The organism is Mannheimia sp. ZY171111 (genome assembly GCF_017750945.1).
GTDB classification, from domain to species: Bacteria; Pseudomonadota; Gammaproteobacteria; order Enterobacterales; family Pasteurellaceae; genus Mannheimia; species Mannheimia pernigra.
This window is the reverse complement of record NZ_CP046532.1, coordinates 794,426-811,914: the sequence shown is the minus strand read 5'-3', so window position 1 is coordinate 811,914 and position 17,489 is coordinate 794,426. Positions and strand designations below refer to the sequence as shown.

Below are 17,489 nucleotides of genomic sequence, written 5' to 3'. Positions count from 1 at the left end.
CAAAAAACGACCGCTTGTTAAGTCTATGTATTTCTACATTTTCAAGCTATAATGGCGGATTACTATTTTAATCGATTGAGAATAATCAAATATATGAACAGCAAAATTTTAGCCACGGGAAGCTATTTACCAAGTCAGATACGCACGAATGCTGATTTAGAAAAAATGGTGGATACGTCTGATGAGTGGATTGTTACTCGTTCAGGCATTCGTGAACGCCGTATTGCCACAGCTGAGGAAACTGTTGCTACAATGGGGGCGAAAGCAGCTCAACAAGCCTTAGAAATGGCAAAAATGGATGCTAATGAAATTGGTTTAATTGTGGTGGGAACTACCACCAATTCGCACGCTTTCCCGAGTGCGGCGTGCCAAATTCAAGGTTTACTGAACATTCAAGATGCTATTGCGTTTGATGTGGCAGCAGCTTGTACGGGGTTTGTATATGCGTTAAGCATTGCCGATCAATTTATGCGTAATGGACAAGTAAAAAAAGCGTTAGTCATTGGTTCAGACATCAATTCCAGAATGCTAGACGAAACGGACCGTAGCACAGTTGTATTATTTGGTGATGGAGCGGGTGCAATCATTTTAGAAGCAAGTGAAGAGCAGGGGGTTATTTCAACCCACTTACACGCTTCGCCAGATTTAGAAAATAATCTTACGTTAAAAAGTCAAAAACGAGGTGAAGAGCGTTCAGGCTTTATTGAAATGCAAGGCAATTCAACTTTTAAAATTGCAGTGAACCAGCTTTCAAGTGTAGTAGAAGAAACCTTAGAAGCAAATAATTTACAAAAGTCAGATCTTGATTGGCTTATTCCACATCAAGCAAATTTACGCATTATTACCGCAACAGCGAAAAAATTAGAGATGGAAATGAATCAAGTCGTCGTCACCTTGGATAAATACGCGAATACCAGTGCGGCAACAGTGCCTGTTGCACTTGATGAAGCGGTACGTGATGGACGCATAAAACGTGGTCAATTATTACTCCTTGAGGCTTTCGGTGGCGGTTGGACTTGGGGTTCTGCATTAGTTAAGTTTTAAGGTGAGAGAATGGAAAAAACCTTTGCAGATAAAAAACGTAAAACCGTTGAACAAGCTGAGTTTACCGAAGATGGTCGTTATTTAAGAAAAGTGCGTAGTTTTGTGTTACGTACAGGTCGTTTAAGCGATTATCAGCGTGATATGATGAATAATAATTGGGCTAATTTAGGGCTAGATTATCAACCAACGCCTTTTGATTTTGAGCAGATTTTTGGTAATAATAATCCTGTTGTGCTAGAAATTGGTTTTGGTATGGGTAAATCGCTTGTGGAAATGGCAGCACAAAATCCGTTGCGAAACTATATTGGGATTGAAGTTCACACACCAGGTGTTGGTGCTTGTATTGCTTACGCTTTAGAAAAAGGAATAAAAAATTTAAGGGTGATTTGCCACGATGCAACTGAGATTTTACGAGATAGTATCGCAGATGGCTCATTGGGTGGTCTACAGCTCTATTTTCCAGACCCTTGGCAGAAGGCAAAACACCACAAGCGTCGTATTGTTCAGCCTGAGTTTATCACAAAAGTTATTCAGAAATTGGGCCCGAATGGCTTTATTCATTTTGCAACAGATTGGGAAAATTACGCTGAGCATATGCTTGAGGTATTACGCCAATTTGACGATAAATTGCAAAATACATCAGCAACGAATGATTTTATACCGCGTCCAGATTTCCGTCCTTTAACTAAGTTTGAAGAGCGAGGACACAAGCTTGGTCATAGTGTATGGGATCTATATTTTATTAAAAAAGAGTGACAGTTTACTTAATAGAGGAGAGAAAAAATGGCAGTTCAGCGTAATGCACGTCAGCGTAAAAAAATGCACTTGGGCGAATACCAAGAGCTAGGTTTTTTAATTAAATTCAGCTTTGCTGAAAGCACAGGTATTGATCAAATTGATGAAACTGTTGATCGTTTCATTGATGAGGTGATTAGACCAAACGGCCTAGCGTTAGAAGCAAACGGCTACTTAAATTGGGAAGGTTTAATCTGCTTAGAAAAATTAGGCAAATGTGATGAATCTCACCGCCAATTAGTTAAAACTTGGTTAGAAAACAACGGCTTACAAAATGTTCAAGTAAGCGAGTTATTTGATATCTGGTGGGATTACCCAGCACAAGCTTAATTAATTTATACAGATACAAGCGGTCATATTTTTCTGAAAATTTGCCAATTTTTTCTTAAAAACGACCGCTTGTTTTTTTAACTAAAGTATAAAAGAGATAAATAGATGGAATTTTTAGCCCCTGTTATTTCGTTAATTGTTGGTTTCCTTAGTTTTATTTTAGTCTTAAGAACTTGGCTACAATTTTGCCGAGTTGATCCACGTTTGCCTATTTCGCAAACCTTACTTAAAATGACGGAGCCTTTCGTTTTTCCCGTTGGAAAGCTTATTCCAACGGTCAGAAATATCTGCTTTCCTGCGCTTTTCATTGCGGCAACTTTAGTTGCCTTGCAGTTTATTTTATTTGGTGTTGATGTGCCGAGAGCTGTTTTAATTGGATTATTAAGTTTAGTGAAAACCTTTGGACAAATTCTCTTTTTCACGACTTTAATCCGAGCATTAATGAGTTGGGTAACACAGGGAAATCATCCGCTAGATTATATAATTGCCCAAATTACCGAACCTGTTTTAGGCATTATTCGTAAACTCTTACCAAGAACAGGTATGTTAGATTTCTCTGTAATGATTTTAGGTTTCGGATTATTACTGTTAAACAGTTTGTTCTATCAAATTTTTGGCGGGCTATGGGCTGCAGCTTAAATTAAAACATTAAGATTTATACGTTATTTAAGGGCTAATTCTAGTTATTAATTAGAATTAGCCCTTGATTTTTTATTGAGTAATGTAGTGCTCATCACATTTTGATAAAAACGCTACTTTGGCGACATTTTACTTTATTTATCCGCACGAATTTGATGTAGGAAACGTTTTGTTCGCTCGTGTTGTGGGTTTTTAAATAATTGTTGTGGTGAGGCTTGTTCGACAATTTCACCGCCATCCATTACCACAACGATATCTGCGACATCAAGGGCAAATTTTATTTCGTGGGTAACTACAACCATTGTCCAGCCTTCATTGGCAAGTTCTTTCATTGTGTTTAATACATCTTGCACTAATTCAGGATCAAGGGCGGAAGTGGGCTCATCAAATAGCATTAAATCTGGCTGAATGGCTAATGCACGAGCAATACCGACTCGCTGTTGTTGTCCGCCAGATAACTGGAATGGGTAGAGATCAGCTTTATCTGATAGCCCAACTTTTGCGAGTAAGCGTTTTGCATTTTGTTTAGCAATTTCGACCGCTTGTTGTTGTACAAAGACAGGGCCTTCCATCACATTTTCCAGAGAGGTTTTGTGTGGGAAGAGGTTATAGTTTTGGAATACCATACCTGATTTACGCCGTAGTGCTAAAATATCTTTTTTACTTGGTTTTTTCGCAAAATCAACTACTAGCGGCGTATTATCGGTAAATGTTATGGTGCCTTGTTCTGGCATTTCTAAGGCATTTAAACAGCGTAGAAAAGTTGTTTTTCCTGAGCCAGATGGGCCCAGAATGACCACCACTTGCCCTTTTTGAATATCTAAATCAATGCCTCGCAAAATAGTATTTTGCCCGAAGGTTTTGTGAATATTACGGATTTTTATCATAGTTTTCCCTTACTTCGCCTTATTTTACTTTGCTACGAAGCGGTTAAAGCGAACTTCTAATTTTGCCTGAATTAAGAATAGCACCCAACAGAAGCACCAGTAGATAATTGCAGCTTCAATATAAACGGGTAAAAAATCATACGACATATTTGCCACTTGTTGTGCAACGCGGAACATTTCAGTTACAGTTACGATTGAGGCAAGTGAGGTATCTTTAAATAGTCCAATAAAAGAATTGCTTAAAGGTGGAACGGCAACTCGGAATGCTTGAGGAGCAATAATGCGGCGGAAAGTTTGCATATAGCTCATACCGATGGTGTAGCCTGCCTCCCATTGACCTTTTGGTACAGACAAAATTGAGGCACGAATAGTTTCTGAACCATAAGCACCAATGTTCAGCGAGAAGCCTATAATTGCTGCTGGAATAGGATCGATAAAAATGCCAATCGCAGGTAAGCCGTAAAATACGATACAGATCTGTACCAACATAGGTGTGCCTCGAATAATCGAGATATAGCTTTTTACAAACAAAAGTAGTAGGCGGTGTAAAATGCTTGTAGAAGGGCTAATTCGTACCAATGCTACGCTCACTGCAATAAGCATACCGATGATAAATGAGGCAATCGCCAGCGGAATAGAGACCAAAAATGCAGCTTTTACCATTGGCCAGAAGCCACTGAGTACCAAATCTACACGGGCTTGAGTCATAAAGGGAATAGAGAGTAACAGATCGTTTAACATCTAAAAAACCTAAAATCGTCCTTACTTTTTCAGGTAGCAGGCTGATTTAAAACTTAAAAAAACAAAAGGGGCGAATCCGCCCCAACCAAATTCAATATGGATTATTGTACACTAATATCTTTACCGAAAAACTGTTCGCTTAATTTTTTTAGTGTGCCATCTTCTCGTAATGCTACGATCGCTTCATTGATTTTTACTAATGCTTCATTATTGCCCTTGTTAGCAACTAAGCCAGCACCAACTTTTTCTGCTTTTTCCCAAACGATTTTCAAGCCTGAATTTGGGTTCTTTTTCAGATAATCTAATAGCGATAGATGGCTATTGAAGGTTGCATCAGCACGCTTTTGTTGGATTAATAGCAAACCTTGTGCCATACCGTCAATTGGAACAATATCTGCACCACTTTCACGAGCTAATTCACCGTAATTAGAACTTAAAGTTTGTGCTGTTTTCACACCTTTCACATCATCGGGTGTTTTGATTTTGGTTTCGTCTTCACGCACTAATAATGCTGCACCGTCCCAGCTATATGGTTCCGATTTATCAAATGTTGCTTGACGTTCTGGGCTAGTTAATGCCACTTGGTTTGCGACTAAGTCAAAACGTTCGCTTTTTAAGCCAGCTAACATTGCGTCCCATTGCGTTTCTTTGAATTCAACTTTTACCCCTAACTTCTCTGCAACCGCCCGGGTAACTTCCACGTCATAGCCTGTTAATTTACCTTTCTCATCGTGGTAAGTATAAGGTGCATAAGTTCCTTCTGTCCCAACGGTAATTGTGCCTTTGTTATTGATACGCTCAAGTAGACTATCTTTAGCAAAGGTAGAGATAGAAAGCGTAAGTGCTAATGCGGTAACTGATAATTTTTTAAACATAATAAACCCCTTTTCCATAGATAAAACTGATGTTTTGCAAATTTAAAGGGAAAATTGACCGCTTACAAATAACTAAATCGAATAAGAAAGAAGAAAATGGTTTATTTAGCCTAAACGGGAGTCAGAGGTAGAGAATAATGAAGAAAATGACGAATAAAGTTCGTTATTGGAAATATTTGGTTATAAAAAATCGCACCCTAATCGTGGGTGAATTTCACAGATTGGGTGCGGATATTTTAACGTTGGCGAGCTTTAAATCTCGGATTGGTTTTGCAGATCACATATAGTTTACCTTTTCGTCTGACAATTTGACAATCAGGGTGGCGTGTCTTTGCAGATTTTAATGAGTTTAAAATTTTCATTTTCTTTACTTCTATTTTTTATTTGAAAGTGTGGATGCAAAGCCTTTAAATCTATCTTTAAATTGACTTGCACGCCCTTCGTTATTTACTTCACGACGTTTACCTGTGTAAACAGGGTGTGAGGCTGATGAAGTATCTAAGGTGTAAAGTGGATACTCTTTCCCATCTTCCCATACCATTGTTTTGTTAGTTGAGGCACAAGAGCGGATAACCCAGCCTTGTTGTACAGAGGCATCATAAAATAGCACTTCGCGATAATTTTCAGGGTGAATCCCTTTTTTCATAATATTTTCTCCAGAATGTTGATCTAAGATAGATTATATAGCCATAATTAAATTATGGAATATATGTTATATGAAATTCAACTTTAATTCCATAACTTTTTTATGGAATTTTCAACATCTCTTTGAGAAAGGAAAGAAAGCCAATTTTTAGATTTAGATCTGTTTTTCACTTTTAGAATTATGGTAATCTAATAGCAGTTTTTTAAATTGTGAGGAAATATGAGCAAAAATCCTTATTTGATTGCTCCTTCTATTTTATCAGCAGATTTGGCTAGATTGGGCGACGATGTGGTAGATGTGCTAAAAGCGGGTGCTGATTTAATTCATTTTGATGTAATGGATAATCACTATGTGCCGAACTTGACGTTCGGTCCGGCTATCTGTCAAGCATTGAGAGATTATGGTATTCAGTGTCCGATAGATGTACATTTAATGGTAAAACCCGTTGAGCGTTTAATTGCCGATTTCGCAAAAGCAGGGGCAGATTATATTACGTTCCATCCTGAGGCAACAGAGCATATCGATCGTAATTTACAGCTTGTGCGTGATTTAGGTTGTAAATCGGGCTTGGTTTTTAATCCTGCAACGCCTTTACACTATTTGGATTATGTGATGGATAAAGTGGATGTGATTTTATTGATGTCAGTGAATCCAGGTTTTGGTGGGCAATCTTTTATTCCATCAACTTTGGATAAATTGCGTGCAGTACGCCACTATATTGATGAGAGTGGTTATAACATTCGATTAGAGGTTGATGGCGGTGTAAAAGTCAATAACATTGCGGAAATTGCAGCAGCTGGTGCAGATATGTTTGTAGCGGGTTCAGCTATTTTTGACCAGCCTAACTACCAAGTTGTGATTGAGCAAATGAGAAGTGAATTAGCTAAAGTTAGTTAATCACATTGGAAATTTGAATTCTCGCTATGGATTAAAGGCAAACATAATGATAGAATGGCGAAACATATAATGTTTTATTCTTGTGTGTTGAAGTAGTCTGGTTTGACCTTTCTATAAAAAGGTTGTATCAAAAATTATTTCAATTACACTAATTAACTCTCGCACTTATGCGATATTCACTATAGGAAAAACAAAATGAGCATTGAAGAACGCGTAAAAAAAATCATTGTTGATCAACTTGGCGCGAAAGCAGAAGACGTTAAACCAGAAGCTTCATTCATTGAAGATTTAGGTGCTGACTCTTTAGATACAGTTGAATTAGTAATGGCTTTAGAAGAAGAATTCGATATTGAAATTCCAGATGAAGAAGCTGAAAAAATTACTACAGTTCAATCAGCGATTGATTACGTTCAAAGCAATCAATAATTTGAGTTAATATTAGGCGACCATTGGTCGCCTAGTTTTTATCTTTACTTCCTTTAGAAATGCAGCCATTTAGATGATCATCAACTAATCCCATAGATTGCATAAATGCGTAGCAAGTGGTTTCGCCTACAAAAACAAATCCTCTTTTTTTCAACGCTTGGGACATTGCTTTCGATGTTGCTGTTTTAGCAGGAATAGTGTGAAGTGTTGGTACATCATTAATTTGTGGTTGATGATGAACAAATCCCCAAATAAATTCACTAAAATCTTCACCATTTTCCTGCATTGTAAGGTAGGCTTTCGCATTTTGTACAATCGCTTCTAGTTTTTTCCGATGGCGAATTAAACCTGTATTTTGCATTAATTGGTCGAGATCTGTTTTTGTCATTTGTGCGATTTTTAAAGGATCAAACTGATGAAATGCTTGGCGATAGGCCTCGCGTTTTTTTAATACCGTAATCCAAGAAAGCCCTGCTTGTTGTCCTTCAAGACAAATTTTTTCAAACAGTTTTAGGCTGTCAAACTCGGGTTTTCCCCACTCGTCATCGTGATATTTCATATAAATATCACTTGTTTCGCACCAATTACAACGCATAGTTTTTGTCATTTGTAAAATTCCGATAAAAATTAACCGCTTGTAATCAATTAAAGAATACAAGCGGTCTAAAAACGTTAAAATATTGCCATTATTTTTGGGGTAGATAACGAGTAGGATCGACAGACTTGCCTTTGTAGCGAATTTCAAAGTGAAGCTTGTTGGTATTTGTGCCGGTGCTGCCTAAAGTTGCAATTTTCTGACCTGCTTGAATAATGTCTTGTTCATCAACATCAATAGTATTGTTATGTGCATAAGCACTTAAGAAATCATCGGTGTGCTTGATGATAATTAAGTTACCATAACCTTGTAATGCGTTGCCTGCATAGACTACTTTACCCGCCGCCGCCGCATTTACATCTTGACCTTTCGTGCCTGCGATATCTAAACCTTTATTACCGCCTTCCGTTGATGAGAAGCCCGAAATAACACGGCCATTCGTTGGCCATTGCCATTTAATTGATGAGGTAGGAATTGCGGTCGTATTTGTAGATGATGGGTTTGCCGTCGCCGTGGTTGCACGGATCGTTGAAGCGGTACGATTTTCTACCGAGCTTGCTGGGTTGGCAGAGGCTGTTTGTTCTAGAGTTGTGCCAGCGGTTGCTTGAATGCCTTTATCGGCGGTAACGGGTGTTTCCACATTGCCAACTTCTGCTTTAACTGGGCCTGTAATATTGCCATCAGAAGCATAAGTTGTGCCATTTGCACCTTGCTGATATGTAATTTGCGGCTCAACAGGTACGGTGACTTTTTCCTCAACAGTGATAGTTTCGGTGGCTGATTTACCCGTTTTAATTTTTTGCCCAATATTTAATTGATAAGGTTCTTTCATATTATTCAGGGCTGCGATTTCTTTTACATCTTTGCCAACAATATAAGCAATGAGGAACATAGTATCGCCTTTGCGAACCGTGTAAGTTGAGCCATCATAGAACCCTTTTTGAATTTGGTTATACATCGGGGCATTATTGGCATCTCGTGGGATCTTAAAATCCTGATCTACTTTTTTCTCTACGGTTTTCGTTTTTTTAACGATTTTCGTTGTGGTTGTTGGCTGTGGTGGCTGTTCTTTAATTACGGGCTGAGGAGTCGTTTGTACAGGCGTATTCATTGAACTTGGCATTGGCGCTGATCGAATATCAGATTGCCAGCCACCATTTGAGTTAATTGCTCCCATATTAGTGTCTACAGGTTGCATTATGCCTGGACTAAGTTCATTATTGCCTGAAGCATTCACTACAGGCGCAGGATTGCTAGAGGAGCAGGCAGCTAAAATCGTGGAGACTAAAGGTAAAAGAATAAATTGCTTTTTCATTAAATGGTTATCCTAAAATTATTTCATCGTATCAGGCATAGAGGTTGATTTAATATCTGACGGCCAGCTATAACTATCTTTGCTTGCACCTGATGCTGCAACGGGCTCTAACGTACCTGAAGGTAACAGGTTAGGATCATCAACTTGCTCCTGTTTTGAGCCTGCTCCGCAAGCGGTCAGAAATGCACAATAAATTGTAAAAAATAAGTGTGATTTCTTCATTCCATCCGCCTATTAACGTACACGCAATACTTGACCAACTTTTAATGCAGCGTTTACGTTTAACCCATTTAAGCTAGCAATTCTGTTAGCACTTGTACCGGTTAAATAACCAACTAAATAAAGGGTATCGCTTTTGCCTACGGTGTAAGAGTTATTGGTATAACAGCCTTTGCTAATTTGTGAATAGATAGGGGCATTGTTGCTATCTCGTACTACTTTGCAGTGACCAACCATTTCTACTTGCGAAACATCACTATTAGTTGAAACAGGCATCGGAGCTGGTGCTGCAGAAATAGGTTGTGCTGGCGAGTAAACGGGTTGTGCTACCGCAACTGGTTGATTCATCGAATCTGGCATTGGTGCTGCTTGAATGTTATCTGCTGATTGCCAAGTTGCGTCAACATCGGTAGTTTCAACACTTGATACGCTAGACTCGCTTGAGCTAGTAGAACAGCCCACTAAAGCGAAAGAAGCGAGAGATAAAACAAAAAATGATTTTTTCATTATTTTCTATCCTTAAAATTTAGTTTAATAATTTGTAAATAAGATAAGCAACTACCGCAAGTACGATAGTTCCCCAGCCAATTAATTCAATAGAGTGGCGAATTCTGGCTTCATATTTTTTACCACCCCAAGCGGAAAGTTTTGCCACTAGAATAAAACGGGCAAAACGAGAAATTGCAGCGGTAATGACGAACGGAAAAAACGCCATTTGTAATATACCCGCACACACAGTAAACACTTTAAACGGAATAGGCGAGAAACCCGCTAAAAACACGACTGCCACTCCCCAGGTTTCAAACCACATTTTGGCTCTATCAAAGTTTGCTTGCATTCCCCAGTTGGCAATGATGCCTTGTACCCAATCAGTAGCATATACACCGATAAAATAACCGACGATACCGCCTAATACAGAAGCAATAGTGGTATAAACCGCATATTTAAACGTATTCTCTGGTCTTGACATTGACATCGGAATGAGCATTACATCAGGCAGAATTGGGAAGAAAATTGCCTCAATAAAACTTACAAAACTCAGCCAAAATGCTGCTAAGCGGTGTTTTGATAACTCAATGGTTTTGTCATAAATTTTTTCAAACAGTTTCATTAAAAATGCCTTTTAACGCCGCAATTGCTTTATGTGCGGTCATATCGACTTGAATAGGCGTGATAGAAACACAATCCCGATTTAACGCATAAAAATCCGTGCCATAACTTTCATCTATCGGATCGCCTGTTATGCCAATCCAATACACATCAGCATTGCGAGGATCTTTCTGTTTTACAATTTCCGCCGCCGTTGAACGTTCCCCTAAGCGGGTAATCATTGTGCCTTTTAGTTCTAAATAGGGTAAGTTTGGCACATTCACATTTAAAACGTGGTTGGCTGGAAACATCTGATTTTCCATTTTTGCCAGTAAATCTAATACGACTTGTGCTGCGGTATCAAAATAATTTTCGCCATCTAAAAACGAAGAATGTTTACGTCCAACAAGAGAAACGGCAATGCTAGGCAAGGGTAAACGGCGACCTTCTAATGCAGCGGCAACTGTCCCTGAATAAACCACATCATCTCCTAGGTTTGCACCGTGATTAATACCTGAAATGACTAAATCAAATTGTGCTGCAAATTTACCGTTAAATAATCCATTTAAGGCTAAATGGACGCAGTCTGCGGGTGTGCCAGCAATTACAGCATAATTATATTCATCAAAACGGTGAACTCTCAATGGATCGGCAAGTGTTAAGCAACTTGAGGCAGCACTGCGGTTACGATCAGGTGCAATGATCGTTACGGTATGCCCTGCATTTCTCAATGTTTTCGCTAAAGTTTGAATGCCGATTGCGTGAAATCCATCGTCATTACTGATTAAAATTTTCATAGTTTCTTTTAGATCTTAAATTGGGTGCTGAATATAAAGTTTGCCATTCTAACAATTTTTCGACAATTTTTTTAGCTTAAAAGTGTAAAAAGCGGTAAGATTTTGTAGATGTTTTGCAAATTGCAAAAAATCTTGTAAATCTAACCGCTTGTCATAGTGCTAAATTGCATTTTCATCTGATAACTTAATTAGCTCTCTTACTAATCCTGTTGCATAACTCCCTGAATTTAAAAAGAATTTAAGTCTTAAACCAGATTCTTCAAATATCCATTCTAGATGTTGTGGCTTGCAAAGCATTGCTCGGCGAGCGGTGTTCATTTGCTCTTTTTTCATTAATTTAACCAAGTCTGCGTGCTGTTCAATCATTATTTTTTCTTTTGCATTGCTTTCTATTTCAAGGGATTTCTCACCAATTAACGGAGCGGTGAGTTGCACGTCAAAACACGCTAAACGATGTTGCGTTTCGGCAATGTCTTCTTGTTTTACACAGAAAAAACTATTTGAGCCAGCAAGTTGAACGTAATCGTTCTCTAGCACTTGATTCATCAAGCCATCAGCAATACGTTGTGAAACGACTAAATTAAACACTTCGGCACGAGCGGCTGAGAGATAAAAACTACGTTTTTTGCGATCTTTGACCGTAATTTCGCCTTTTGCCCAACGCAGGGCTTGAGTTAGGTTATGCCCATCTCGTCCGAAGCGTTGTTCGGTAAAATAATTAGGAAATCCGACCGCTTGTATTTGCTGTAAGCGATGAATGAGATCATCGCTTTTTTTAACATCACGTAGTAATAATTCAAAGTGATTGCCAGCTAAAGATCCCACTCGAATTTTGCGATTATGCCGAGTCACATCTAAAATCTCCACGCCTTCACATTCAAAAGTCGAGAAATCAGGCGTCTCTTTACCTGCTAAGTGGAAGCTGAACCATTGTTCAGTTACTGCGTGGCGGTCTTTTAAACCAGCATAGCTCATATTTCGCTCTGGAATGCCTGCAAATTTTGCCAATTTTTCACCAACAAAAAGGGTATTCGCATTCGTTTTACGGATTTTAACCGCAACAAATTCGCCTTCGCCAGAGAGTTCATAGCCTAATTCTTCACGCACAATAAAGTCGATGAATTCGGATTTTAAATGTCCGCTTTGTAATGGTGTACCCCAAATATATGCTAAATTCACTTTCACCTCGATAAAAATTTACCATTCATAGCCTATTTTAAAAGACAGAGATTTTTGATTTTGTCTTTTATTGCCTTTTAAAATGCCTGCATTAATGCGGGTATTCCAGTTATGGAACGATAAGGAAATGCCCATTTCTTGTTTGAATTGATTTCCTATTCCCTGTTCCAAATTCCGTGCGTTTATTTGGGTTTTCAATTTTCCGTGATTAACATTTAAGATATAACTGCTGATCTCAGGTGTAATTTTCACTTTGTTAATATCGAACGTTTTACTGATTGATAATCCTGCTTGATAGCTTACTAAATCCACTGAAGGCGTGTTTATGTTTGCCATAGGTAATGGGTAATTTACACTTGATAGATGGTAGTAGCGTACGCCCATAGTTGGTTTAATATTAAAACCTTGAACCGCCCAATACTTACTAATATTGACTCCAACTACTATAATATCACGATTAAATTTAGTGGATTTATCCATATAAGTAACGGTATTTTGGGTTTTACCTAAACTTGTATCAATACCAATAGATATGCCGTTTTTCCACTCTTTTTTACCATAAAGAGATAACATTGTTGTTGTCCCTTTACCATTGAATGATTGTTTAAAATCATTTTTTGATTGGGATTTTGATAGTATCGCCCCGATAACAATGTTGTTATTCAATACGCTCTCTACCCCTAGATGAGTTTGAGTTAGTCTCTGATTAAAATTGTTTATAGTTGAACGATAGGTGCTATCTGTTGTGCCAATATTTGCCCATACTTTCTGGTTGTTTGTACTTGGGGAAATAATGGCTTTATCTACCTCAGTAGTTAAGCTGAGCAGGGCATTGATTTGTGCTGCTGGCTCAGAAACAAAAATCGTACTATCTTTGTATTCAGGCAGAGGCTCAGCAGTAACACTCTCACCTTTTTGTGTGGTTTCTACCAAACCTGTATATTCAGGCAGAGGGGCAGCAGTAACACTTTCGCCTTTTTTTGTAATTTCTACCAAACCTGTATATTCAGGTAGAGGCTCGGCAGTGACGCTTTCACCTTTTTTTGTAATTTCTACCAAACCAGTGTATTCAGGTAGAGGCTCAGCAGTAACACTTTCACCTTTTTTTGTAATTTCTACCGTACCAGTGTATTCAGGCAGAGGGTCAGCAGTAACACTTTCACCTTTTTTTGTAATTTCTACCAAACCTGTATATTCAGGCAGAGGGTCAGCAGTAACACTTTCACCTTTTTTTGTAATTTCTACCGTACCTGTATATTCAGGTAGAGGGTCAGCAGTCACGCTCTCGCCTTTTTGTGTGGTTTCTACCAAACCTGTATATTCAGGCAGAGGGTCTGCAGTAACGCTCTCGCCTTTTTGTGTGGTTTCTACCAAACCTGTATATTCAGGTAGAGGGTCAGCGGTGACGCTTTCGCCTTTTTTTGTAATTTCCACCAAACCTGTATATTCAGGCAGAGGCTCGGCAGTAACACTTTCGCCTTTTTTTGTAATTTCTACCGTACCAGTGTATTCAGGCAGAGGCTCGGCAGTAACACTTTCGCCTTTTTTTGTAATTTCTACCGTACCTGTATATTCAGGCAGAGGCTCGGCAGTAACACTTTCGCCTTTTTGAGTGATTTTTGGCTCTTCCCTTTTTGTTGGTTTTAGGTAGTATGCCATTCCCACCTTTTCTAAGTCGTATGTATATTCACCAGATTCCATTGGCTCTTTTAGTGTTAGAGAAAAGTTATTTTCACCGCTTATTTCTAATAATTTAATTTTGTCTAGAGAATTTGCCTCCTTTATTGGGGAAATTTCAGCAGTAAATTGACCGCTTGCAGAGCCAATAATTTTCACAACGTTACTTGTAGTTTGAGCTAAATCGGTTGTGAATTTAAATACACCATTACCAGATAAGGTATTAGCTGTTAACGTACCGCGTAGCTCTAAGGTTCCACTTGCCATATTTAAAACATCTAATACGGTTGATGTGAGTATTGTTAATGTACTACTTAGATTTACTGTTGAGCCTGTATCGGCAGTAAAATGGCCTGTTTTGCTTATACCTGTGAGATTTAGAACACTTCCATTATCAAGCTGTAAATGAGTTGTTTCTTCCGCTGTAATTGAACCAGACATTGTAGCTTTACTGCCTAGGCGGAAAGTTGAATTATCATTTAATGTTGCATTACCATTGACGATCGTTCTTTCCCAGCTATTTAAATCGGCATCGGAAAGCGTCGCAACATTACAGGTGGTCATACCAGTTCTATCAGAGCGAATACATTGTTGTGATTTGCTTTGGCTAAAGCCTATTTGGGCAGTAGCATTATTAGCTAAATTAAAGTGACCTGTTACATTTGATACGTTGCGAGAAACTTCAATTTTTCCATTATCTTTAGCCGTAAAAGTTGTAGCACTAAATTTACGATTGAGCCAATCTCCTTCCACAATGACTTCTTGATTCTTTAGGTGATCGTAAGCGTGTGGTGTTGGGCGACCAGATAAAATGATCTCGCTTGTACCTTCAGCAATTAAATTACCGTTAAGATTTGTGCCACCTGTGATGAGTAATTTTCCATTTGCAACTTCAGTATTAACAATGACATCTAATATACCCTTGTTATTGGCATCACGTTCGCCAAAGTAACCACTATATGGGAGAAAGGAGCCTTCAGCTGATTTTACTTTTTCAGCAAGTACTTTACTTTTAGCTAAATCTTCATTTGTACCTAATGTTTCAAAGTATTCGTTATCCCTGATTAACCCTGTACGGAAGTCAATGTCAACAAAAAGTTTGTGGGCATTAAAAATTTCTGTGATTTGTTTCACCGTTAATGGTTTTTTCAAACGAATATAATTGGTCGGTTGATTTGGTAAACGCTGGAAGGCAAAAATATCGGTTGTTGCCATATTTGGCGATATTTGATCTGGGCGTGAAATTGCCGTGACTTTTACCTGTTCAGCCGTTGGGCTAGCGATGCCTGTTAAGTGTAACTTTGCTGCTTTTTGAGCATTATTATTCACAATAACTGCACCGTCATCTGAATTTTGAATACGGTGCATAGTAATGCTATGTCCATTTAAATCTAATTTACCGCCACGATAACCAAAATAGATATTGTTGGGATTGACTTGATTAGCACTATTAAGTATGACTGTTGGGCGACCACTTACAATTCCCACTTCAGAAAATGCAGATTTTTCGCCATTTTCATCCGCTTGTTGATCGAGAATGAGCGTGCCATCTCCAACGCTGATTGAACCTAGGTTTTTCCCTTTGCCGTTAACGAGTAAGGTACCTTTACCAATTTTGGATAGGCGGTCTCCATTTGGATTGTGAAGTTTCCAGGTAACGGTTTTATCTTTATCAATATCTAAGCCAGCACCTAGCCAAGAGATATTATCGGTTTCTCCTTGAAATGTAGCGTTACTATGAATATGGATAGCCCCAGCTCCTTGGTTAACATCACCAGTTAAAATGAAGGTATTATTTTCACCGTTGATATGGAATGTTTTACCGTGGTGTAATTGTGGGTTCCAAGGATTATCGTTTATATTGCCGTTATGTCCTTTCAATGTAGGCAGTGCAGTATCGGCTAAATCTACTTTAAGAGAAGTTGTGCCATCTGAAATGGTGCTACTATTGCCTTGTGTCTTCCAAGTAAGTGTTGCTCCAGTTGTTGTGATGGTACCTGCAGTATTTTCTTTTTCTAATGCACGAACGTAGTGTGGGTGATGATAGTTCCAGTAAGATTTAAATACATCTCCGCCAGGAATATTCCCTTCAGAGAAATAATCACTATAAACGCCCAGTACCACCCATTCTTTTTTCTTAAGGTTGTATCCCCAGATTGCGGAGCCACTATCACCAGGTAAGCCAATAGTTGTTAATGGGCCATAGCCGTGATCTTGGAATACATCATTTGTTTTGTTTGATAAAGCAACTAAAATTTTGCTTAAGCCGTTATCAGTATCGCTACTTACAGGGAGTACACTTCCACCAATTAAAAATGTACCGCTACCTACCTCAATACGTCCCTTCTTTAAACGATCTGTAATGTTATTAACTATAGCTTGTTTGCCTGAACCCGCACGAATAAACATAGGGAATAAGGTGCGGTCGCCAAACTGCTCGTAATAGTCATAAAGACTCTGACCATTTTCAGGCTCGATCTGTTTTGCTGGCACGACTTCGGTAACGAGTTTCGCTAGGCGAGGTGCGTGATAATCCCAGCGATCAGTGGGTTTATTGGATATATCATAAATGATTTTTTCACCATTATCATTTCGTTCACGAGATTCACCATTTTTACCTTTATCCGCTTTGAGTTTAGCAGGATCTGGCTGGTAGTTATTTCGTTTTACTAACCGATAATCGTAATGGTGATCGTCTAGCTTATTGCTACTTGAATCGCCAAATTGTACGGAGTTATAACTTTGATTATGATTAACACTGATAACATATTGTGGGTTTACTAAGGTGGCAAATCCCAATGTACGGTTAATTGATGAGAAATCGATCATTGGAATTTCAACTGGATCAAGTATAACTTCTTTATAGCGAGGAGGCTCTTCTCCATTGCACTGTGGTGGAGGATTGTCACTAAAACAGAGACTAACATCAAAACGAGGTGGCTCAATTTCAATAAGTTTTTTAGGTGTTACATTTAAGAATGTGCCAATTTGCTGATCTTTGTTATTCAGTACAGGAATATTAGTCGCACCAACAAAAAATTTTCCTTTGTTTTCAGCGAGATCGCGAAAGTATTGATAATCTACATCGCCACGCACAATAGCGGCGTATGTTGAAAGGGGAAGAATAGACGCTAATGTAGTGGCTAAAAATGAGAGAGTGAACGCTTTTTTCATAAGTAATATATTTTCTCGTTTATATCGTCAAAGTTGGGCATTATAGACTTTGTAAAATAAGAGTTAAAGCAAGTTATGCTTTTAGAGGAAATTTTAGGAAAAATGACATAAAAAATGATTAAACTAATAAAATTTGGTATAGTTCACACCAGTTGATACTTAAT

At 38.4% G+C, this 17,489-nt stretch carries 19 protein-coding genes; 6 read left to right on the top strand and 13 right to left on the bottom strand.

Going from position 1 to position 17,489, the window contains the following annotated elements:
- Positions 1-93: 93 nt before the first annotated feature.
- From GM698_RS03860 to GM698_RS03845, 4 genes are all read left to right on the top strand, one after another.
- Positions 94-1,044: a beta-ketoacyl-ACP synthase III gene (locus tag GM698_RS03860; RefSeq protein WP_176812163.1), complete on the top strand. Its 951-nt coding sequence runs from the start codon at positions 94-96 to the stop codon at positions 1,042-1,044.
- A 9-nt stretch (positions 1,045-1,053) separates the two neighbouring features.
- Positions 1,054-1,800, top strand: a complete 747-nt coding sequence (gene trmB, locus GM698_RS03855; RefSeq protein WP_209289682.1) for a tRNA (guanosine(46)-N7)-methyltransferase TrmB — start codon at positions 1,054-1,056, stop codon at positions 1,798-1,800.
- Between the two features lie 27 nt (positions 1,801-1,827).
- Positions 1,828-2,169, top strand: a complete 342-nt coding sequence (locus tag GM698_RS03850) for a YggL family protein (protein WP_159629014.1) — start codon at positions 1,828-1,830, stop codon at positions 2,167-2,169.
- Positions 2,170-2,274: 105 nt separating this feature from the next.
- A complete protein-coding gene (locus GM698_RS03845) occupies positions 2,275-2,808 on the top strand; it encodes a YggT family protein (protein WP_209289681.1) in 534 nt (177 codons plus the stop codon).
- Between the two features lie 134 nt (positions 2,809-2,942).
- Here the strand turns inward: GM698_RS03845 and GM698_RS03840 are convergent, their stop codons facing one another.
- The 5 genes from GM698_RS03840 to GM698_RS03820 form a co-directional block, all read right to left on the bottom strand.
- Entirely contained in the window at positions 2,943-3,695 is a 753-nt protein-coding gene (locus tag GM698_RS03840) for an amino acid ABC transporter ATP-binding protein (RefSeq protein ID WP_176807611.1), read from the bottom strand.
- Positions 3,696-3,719: 24 nt separating this feature from the next.
- Entirely contained in the window at positions 3,720-4,436 is a 717-nt protein-coding gene (locus GM698_RS03835; RefSeq protein WP_176807610.1) for an amino acid ABC transporter permease, read from the bottom strand.
- Positions 4,437-4,537: 101 nt separating this feature from the next.
- Positions 4,538-5,311, bottom strand: coding sequence for an amino acid ABC transporter substrate-binding protein (locus GM698_RS03830; protein WP_159629018.1), 774 nt, complete (start codon positions 5,309-5,311; stop codon positions 4,538-4,540).
- A gap of 236 nt (positions 5,312-5,547) precedes the next feature.
- The gene (gene ykgO, locus GM698_RS03825) at positions 5,548-5,673 is read right to left on the bottom strand and encodes a type B 50S ribosomal protein L36 (protein ID WP_025218041.1); all 126 of its coding nucleotides are present in this window, start codon (positions 5,671-5,673) and stop codon (positions 5,548-5,550) included.
- Between the two features lie 11 nt (positions 5,674-5,684).
- Positions 5,685-5,957, bottom strand: coding sequence for a type B 50S ribosomal protein L31 (locus tag GM698_RS03820; RefSeq protein WP_159629019.1), 273 nt, complete (start codon positions 5,955-5,957; stop codon positions 5,685-5,687).
- A 219-nt stretch (positions 5,958-6,176) separates the two neighbouring features.
- Here GM698_RS03820 and rpe point away from each other — a divergent pair, with 219 nt between their 5' ends.
- Both rpe and acpP read left to right on the top strand, forming a co-directional pair.
- Positions 6,177-6,854 (top strand): ribulose-phosphate 3-epimerase, encoded by a 678-nt coding sequence (gene rpe, locus GM698_RS03815; RefSeq protein WP_176807608.1) that lies wholly within the window; start codon positions 6,177-6,179, stop codon positions 6,852-6,854.
- Positions 6,855-7,049: 195 nt separating this feature from the next.
- Positions 7,050-7,280 carry an acyl carrier protein gene (gene acpP / locus GM698_RS03810; RefSeq protein WP_159629021.1) on the top strand — a complete coding sequence of 77 codons (231 nt, stop codon included), beginning with the start codon at positions 7,050-7,052 and terminating at the stop codon, positions 7,278-7,280.
- A gap of 31 nt (positions 7,281-7,311) precedes the next feature.
- On the opposite strand, the gene GM698_RS03805 is transcribed toward acpP, so the two are convergent.
- From GM698_RS03805 to GM698_RS03770, 8 genes are all read right to left on the bottom strand, one after another.
- A complete protein-coding gene (locus GM698_RS03805) occupies positions 7,312-7,887 on the bottom strand; it encodes a DNA-3-methyladenine glycosylase I (protein WP_209289680.1) in 576 nt (191 codons plus the stop codon).
- Between the two features lie 79 nt (positions 7,888-7,966).
- Positions 7,967-9,190, bottom strand: a complete 1,224-nt coding sequence (locus tag GM698_RS03800) for a peptidoglycan DD-metalloendopeptidase family protein (RefSeq protein WP_159629023.1) — start codon at positions 9,188-9,190, stop codon at positions 7,967-7,969.
- Positions 9,191-9,208: 18 nt separating this feature from the next.
- Entirely contained in the window at positions 9,209-9,412 is a 204-nt protein-coding gene (locus GM698_RS03795) for a hypothetical protein (protein ID WP_159629024.1), read from the bottom strand.
- A 12-nt stretch (positions 9,413-9,424) separates the two neighbouring features.
- Positions 9,425-9,916 (bottom strand): LysM peptidoglycan-binding domain-containing protein, encoded by a 492-nt coding sequence (locus GM698_RS03790; protein WP_176807605.1) that lies wholly within the window; start codon positions 9,914-9,916, stop codon positions 9,425-9,427.
- A 19-nt stretch (positions 9,917-9,935) separates the two neighbouring features.
- Positions 9,936-10,520 (bottom strand): YqaA family protein, encoded by a 585-nt coding sequence (locus GM698_RS03785; RefSeq protein WP_176809581.1) that lies wholly within the window; start codon positions 10,518-10,520, stop codon positions 9,936-9,938.
- Positions 10,507-11,295, bottom strand: coding sequence for a 5'/3'-nucleotidase SurE (gene surE / locus GM698_RS03780; RefSeq protein ID WP_209289679.1), 789 nt, complete (start codon positions 11,293-11,295; stop codon positions 10,507-10,509). The genes GM698_RS03785 and surE overlap by 14 nt, the downstream gene beginning before the upstream one ends.
- A gap of 159 nt (positions 11,296-11,454) precedes the next feature.
- Positions 11,455-12,474, bottom strand: coding sequence for a tRNA pseudouridine(13) synthase TruD (gene truD / locus GM698_RS03775; protein WP_209289678.1), 1,020 nt, complete (start codon positions 12,472-12,474; stop codon positions 11,455-11,457).
- An 18-nt stretch (positions 12,475-12,492) separates the two neighbouring features.
- Positions 12,493-17,325 carry a S6 family peptidase gene (locus GM698_RS03770; protein WP_209289677.1) on the bottom strand — a complete coding sequence of 1,611 codons (4,833 nt, stop codon included), beginning with the start codon at positions 17,323-17,325 and terminating at the stop codon, positions 12,493-12,495.
- Positions 17,326-17,489: the final 164 nt, after the last annotated feature.

Coding starts and splice junctions, on each gene's coding strand:
- GM698_RS03820 (WP_159629019.1), bottom strand. CDS start 5,957: ATGAAAAAAGGGATTCACCCTGAAAATTATCGCGAAGTGCTATTTTAT.
- GM698_RS03805 (WP_209289680.1), bottom strand. CDS start 7,887: ATGACAAAAACTATGCGTTGTAATTGGTGCGAAACAAGTGATATTTAT.
- GM698_RS03845 (WP_209289681.1), top strand. CDS start 2,275: ATGGAATTTTTAGCCCCTGTTATTTCGTTAATTGTTGGTTTCCTTAGT.
- GM698_RS03790 (WP_176807605.1), bottom strand. CDS start 9,916: ATGAAAAAATCATTTTTTGTTTTATCTCTCGCTTCTTTCGCTTTAGTG.
- GM698_RS03830 (WP_159629018.1), bottom strand. CDS start 5,311: ATGTTTAAAAAATTATCAGTTACCGCATTAGCACTTACGCTTTCTATC.
- GM698_RS03785 (WP_176809581.1), bottom strand. CDS start 10,520: ATGAAACTGTTTGAAAAAATTTATGACAAAACCATTGAGTTATCAAAA.
- trmB (WP_209289682.1), top strand. CDS start 1,054: ATGGAAAAAACCTTTGCAGATAAAAAACGTAAAACCGTTGAACAAGCT.
- GM698_RS03770 (WP_209289677.1), bottom strand. CDS start 17,325: ATGAAAAAAGCGTTCACTCTCTCATTTTTAGCCACTACATTAGCGTCT.
- GM698_RS03800 (WP_159629023.1), bottom strand. CDS start 9,190: ATGAAAAAGCAATTTATTCTTTTACCTTTAGTCTCCACGATTTTAGCT.
- rpe (WP_176807608.1), top strand. CDS start 6,177: ATGAGCAAAAATCCTTATTTGATTGCTCCTTCTATTTTATCAGCAGAT.
- GM698_RS03835 (WP_176807610.1), bottom strand. CDS start 4,436: ATGTTAAACGATCTGTTACTCTCTATTCCCTTTATGACTCAAGCCCGT.
- GM698_RS03850 (WP_159629014.1), top strand. CDS start 1,828: ATGGCAGTTCAGCGTAATGCACGTCAGCGTAAAAAAATGCACTTGGGC.
- GM698_RS03795 (WP_159629024.1), bottom strand. CDS start 9,412: ATGAAGAAATCACACTTATTTTTTACAATTTATTGTGCATTTCTGACC.
- acpP (WP_159629021.1), top strand. CDS start 7,050: ATGAGCATTGAAGAACGCGTAAAAAAAATCATTGTTGATCAACTTGGC.
- GM698_RS03860 (WP_176812163.1), top strand. CDS start 94: ATGAACAGCAAAATTTTAGCCACGGGAAGCTATTTACCAAGTCAGATA.
- GM698_RS03840 (WP_176807611.1), bottom strand. CDS start 3,695: ATGATAAAAATCCGTAATATTCACAAAACCTTCGGGCAAAATACTATT.
- surE (WP_209289679.1), bottom strand. CDS start 11,295: ATGAAAATTTTAATCAGTAATGACGATGGATTTCACGCAATCGGCATT.
- ykgO (WP_025218041.1), bottom strand. CDS start 5,673: ATGAAAATTTTAAACTCATTAAAATCTGCAAAGACACGCCACCCTGAT.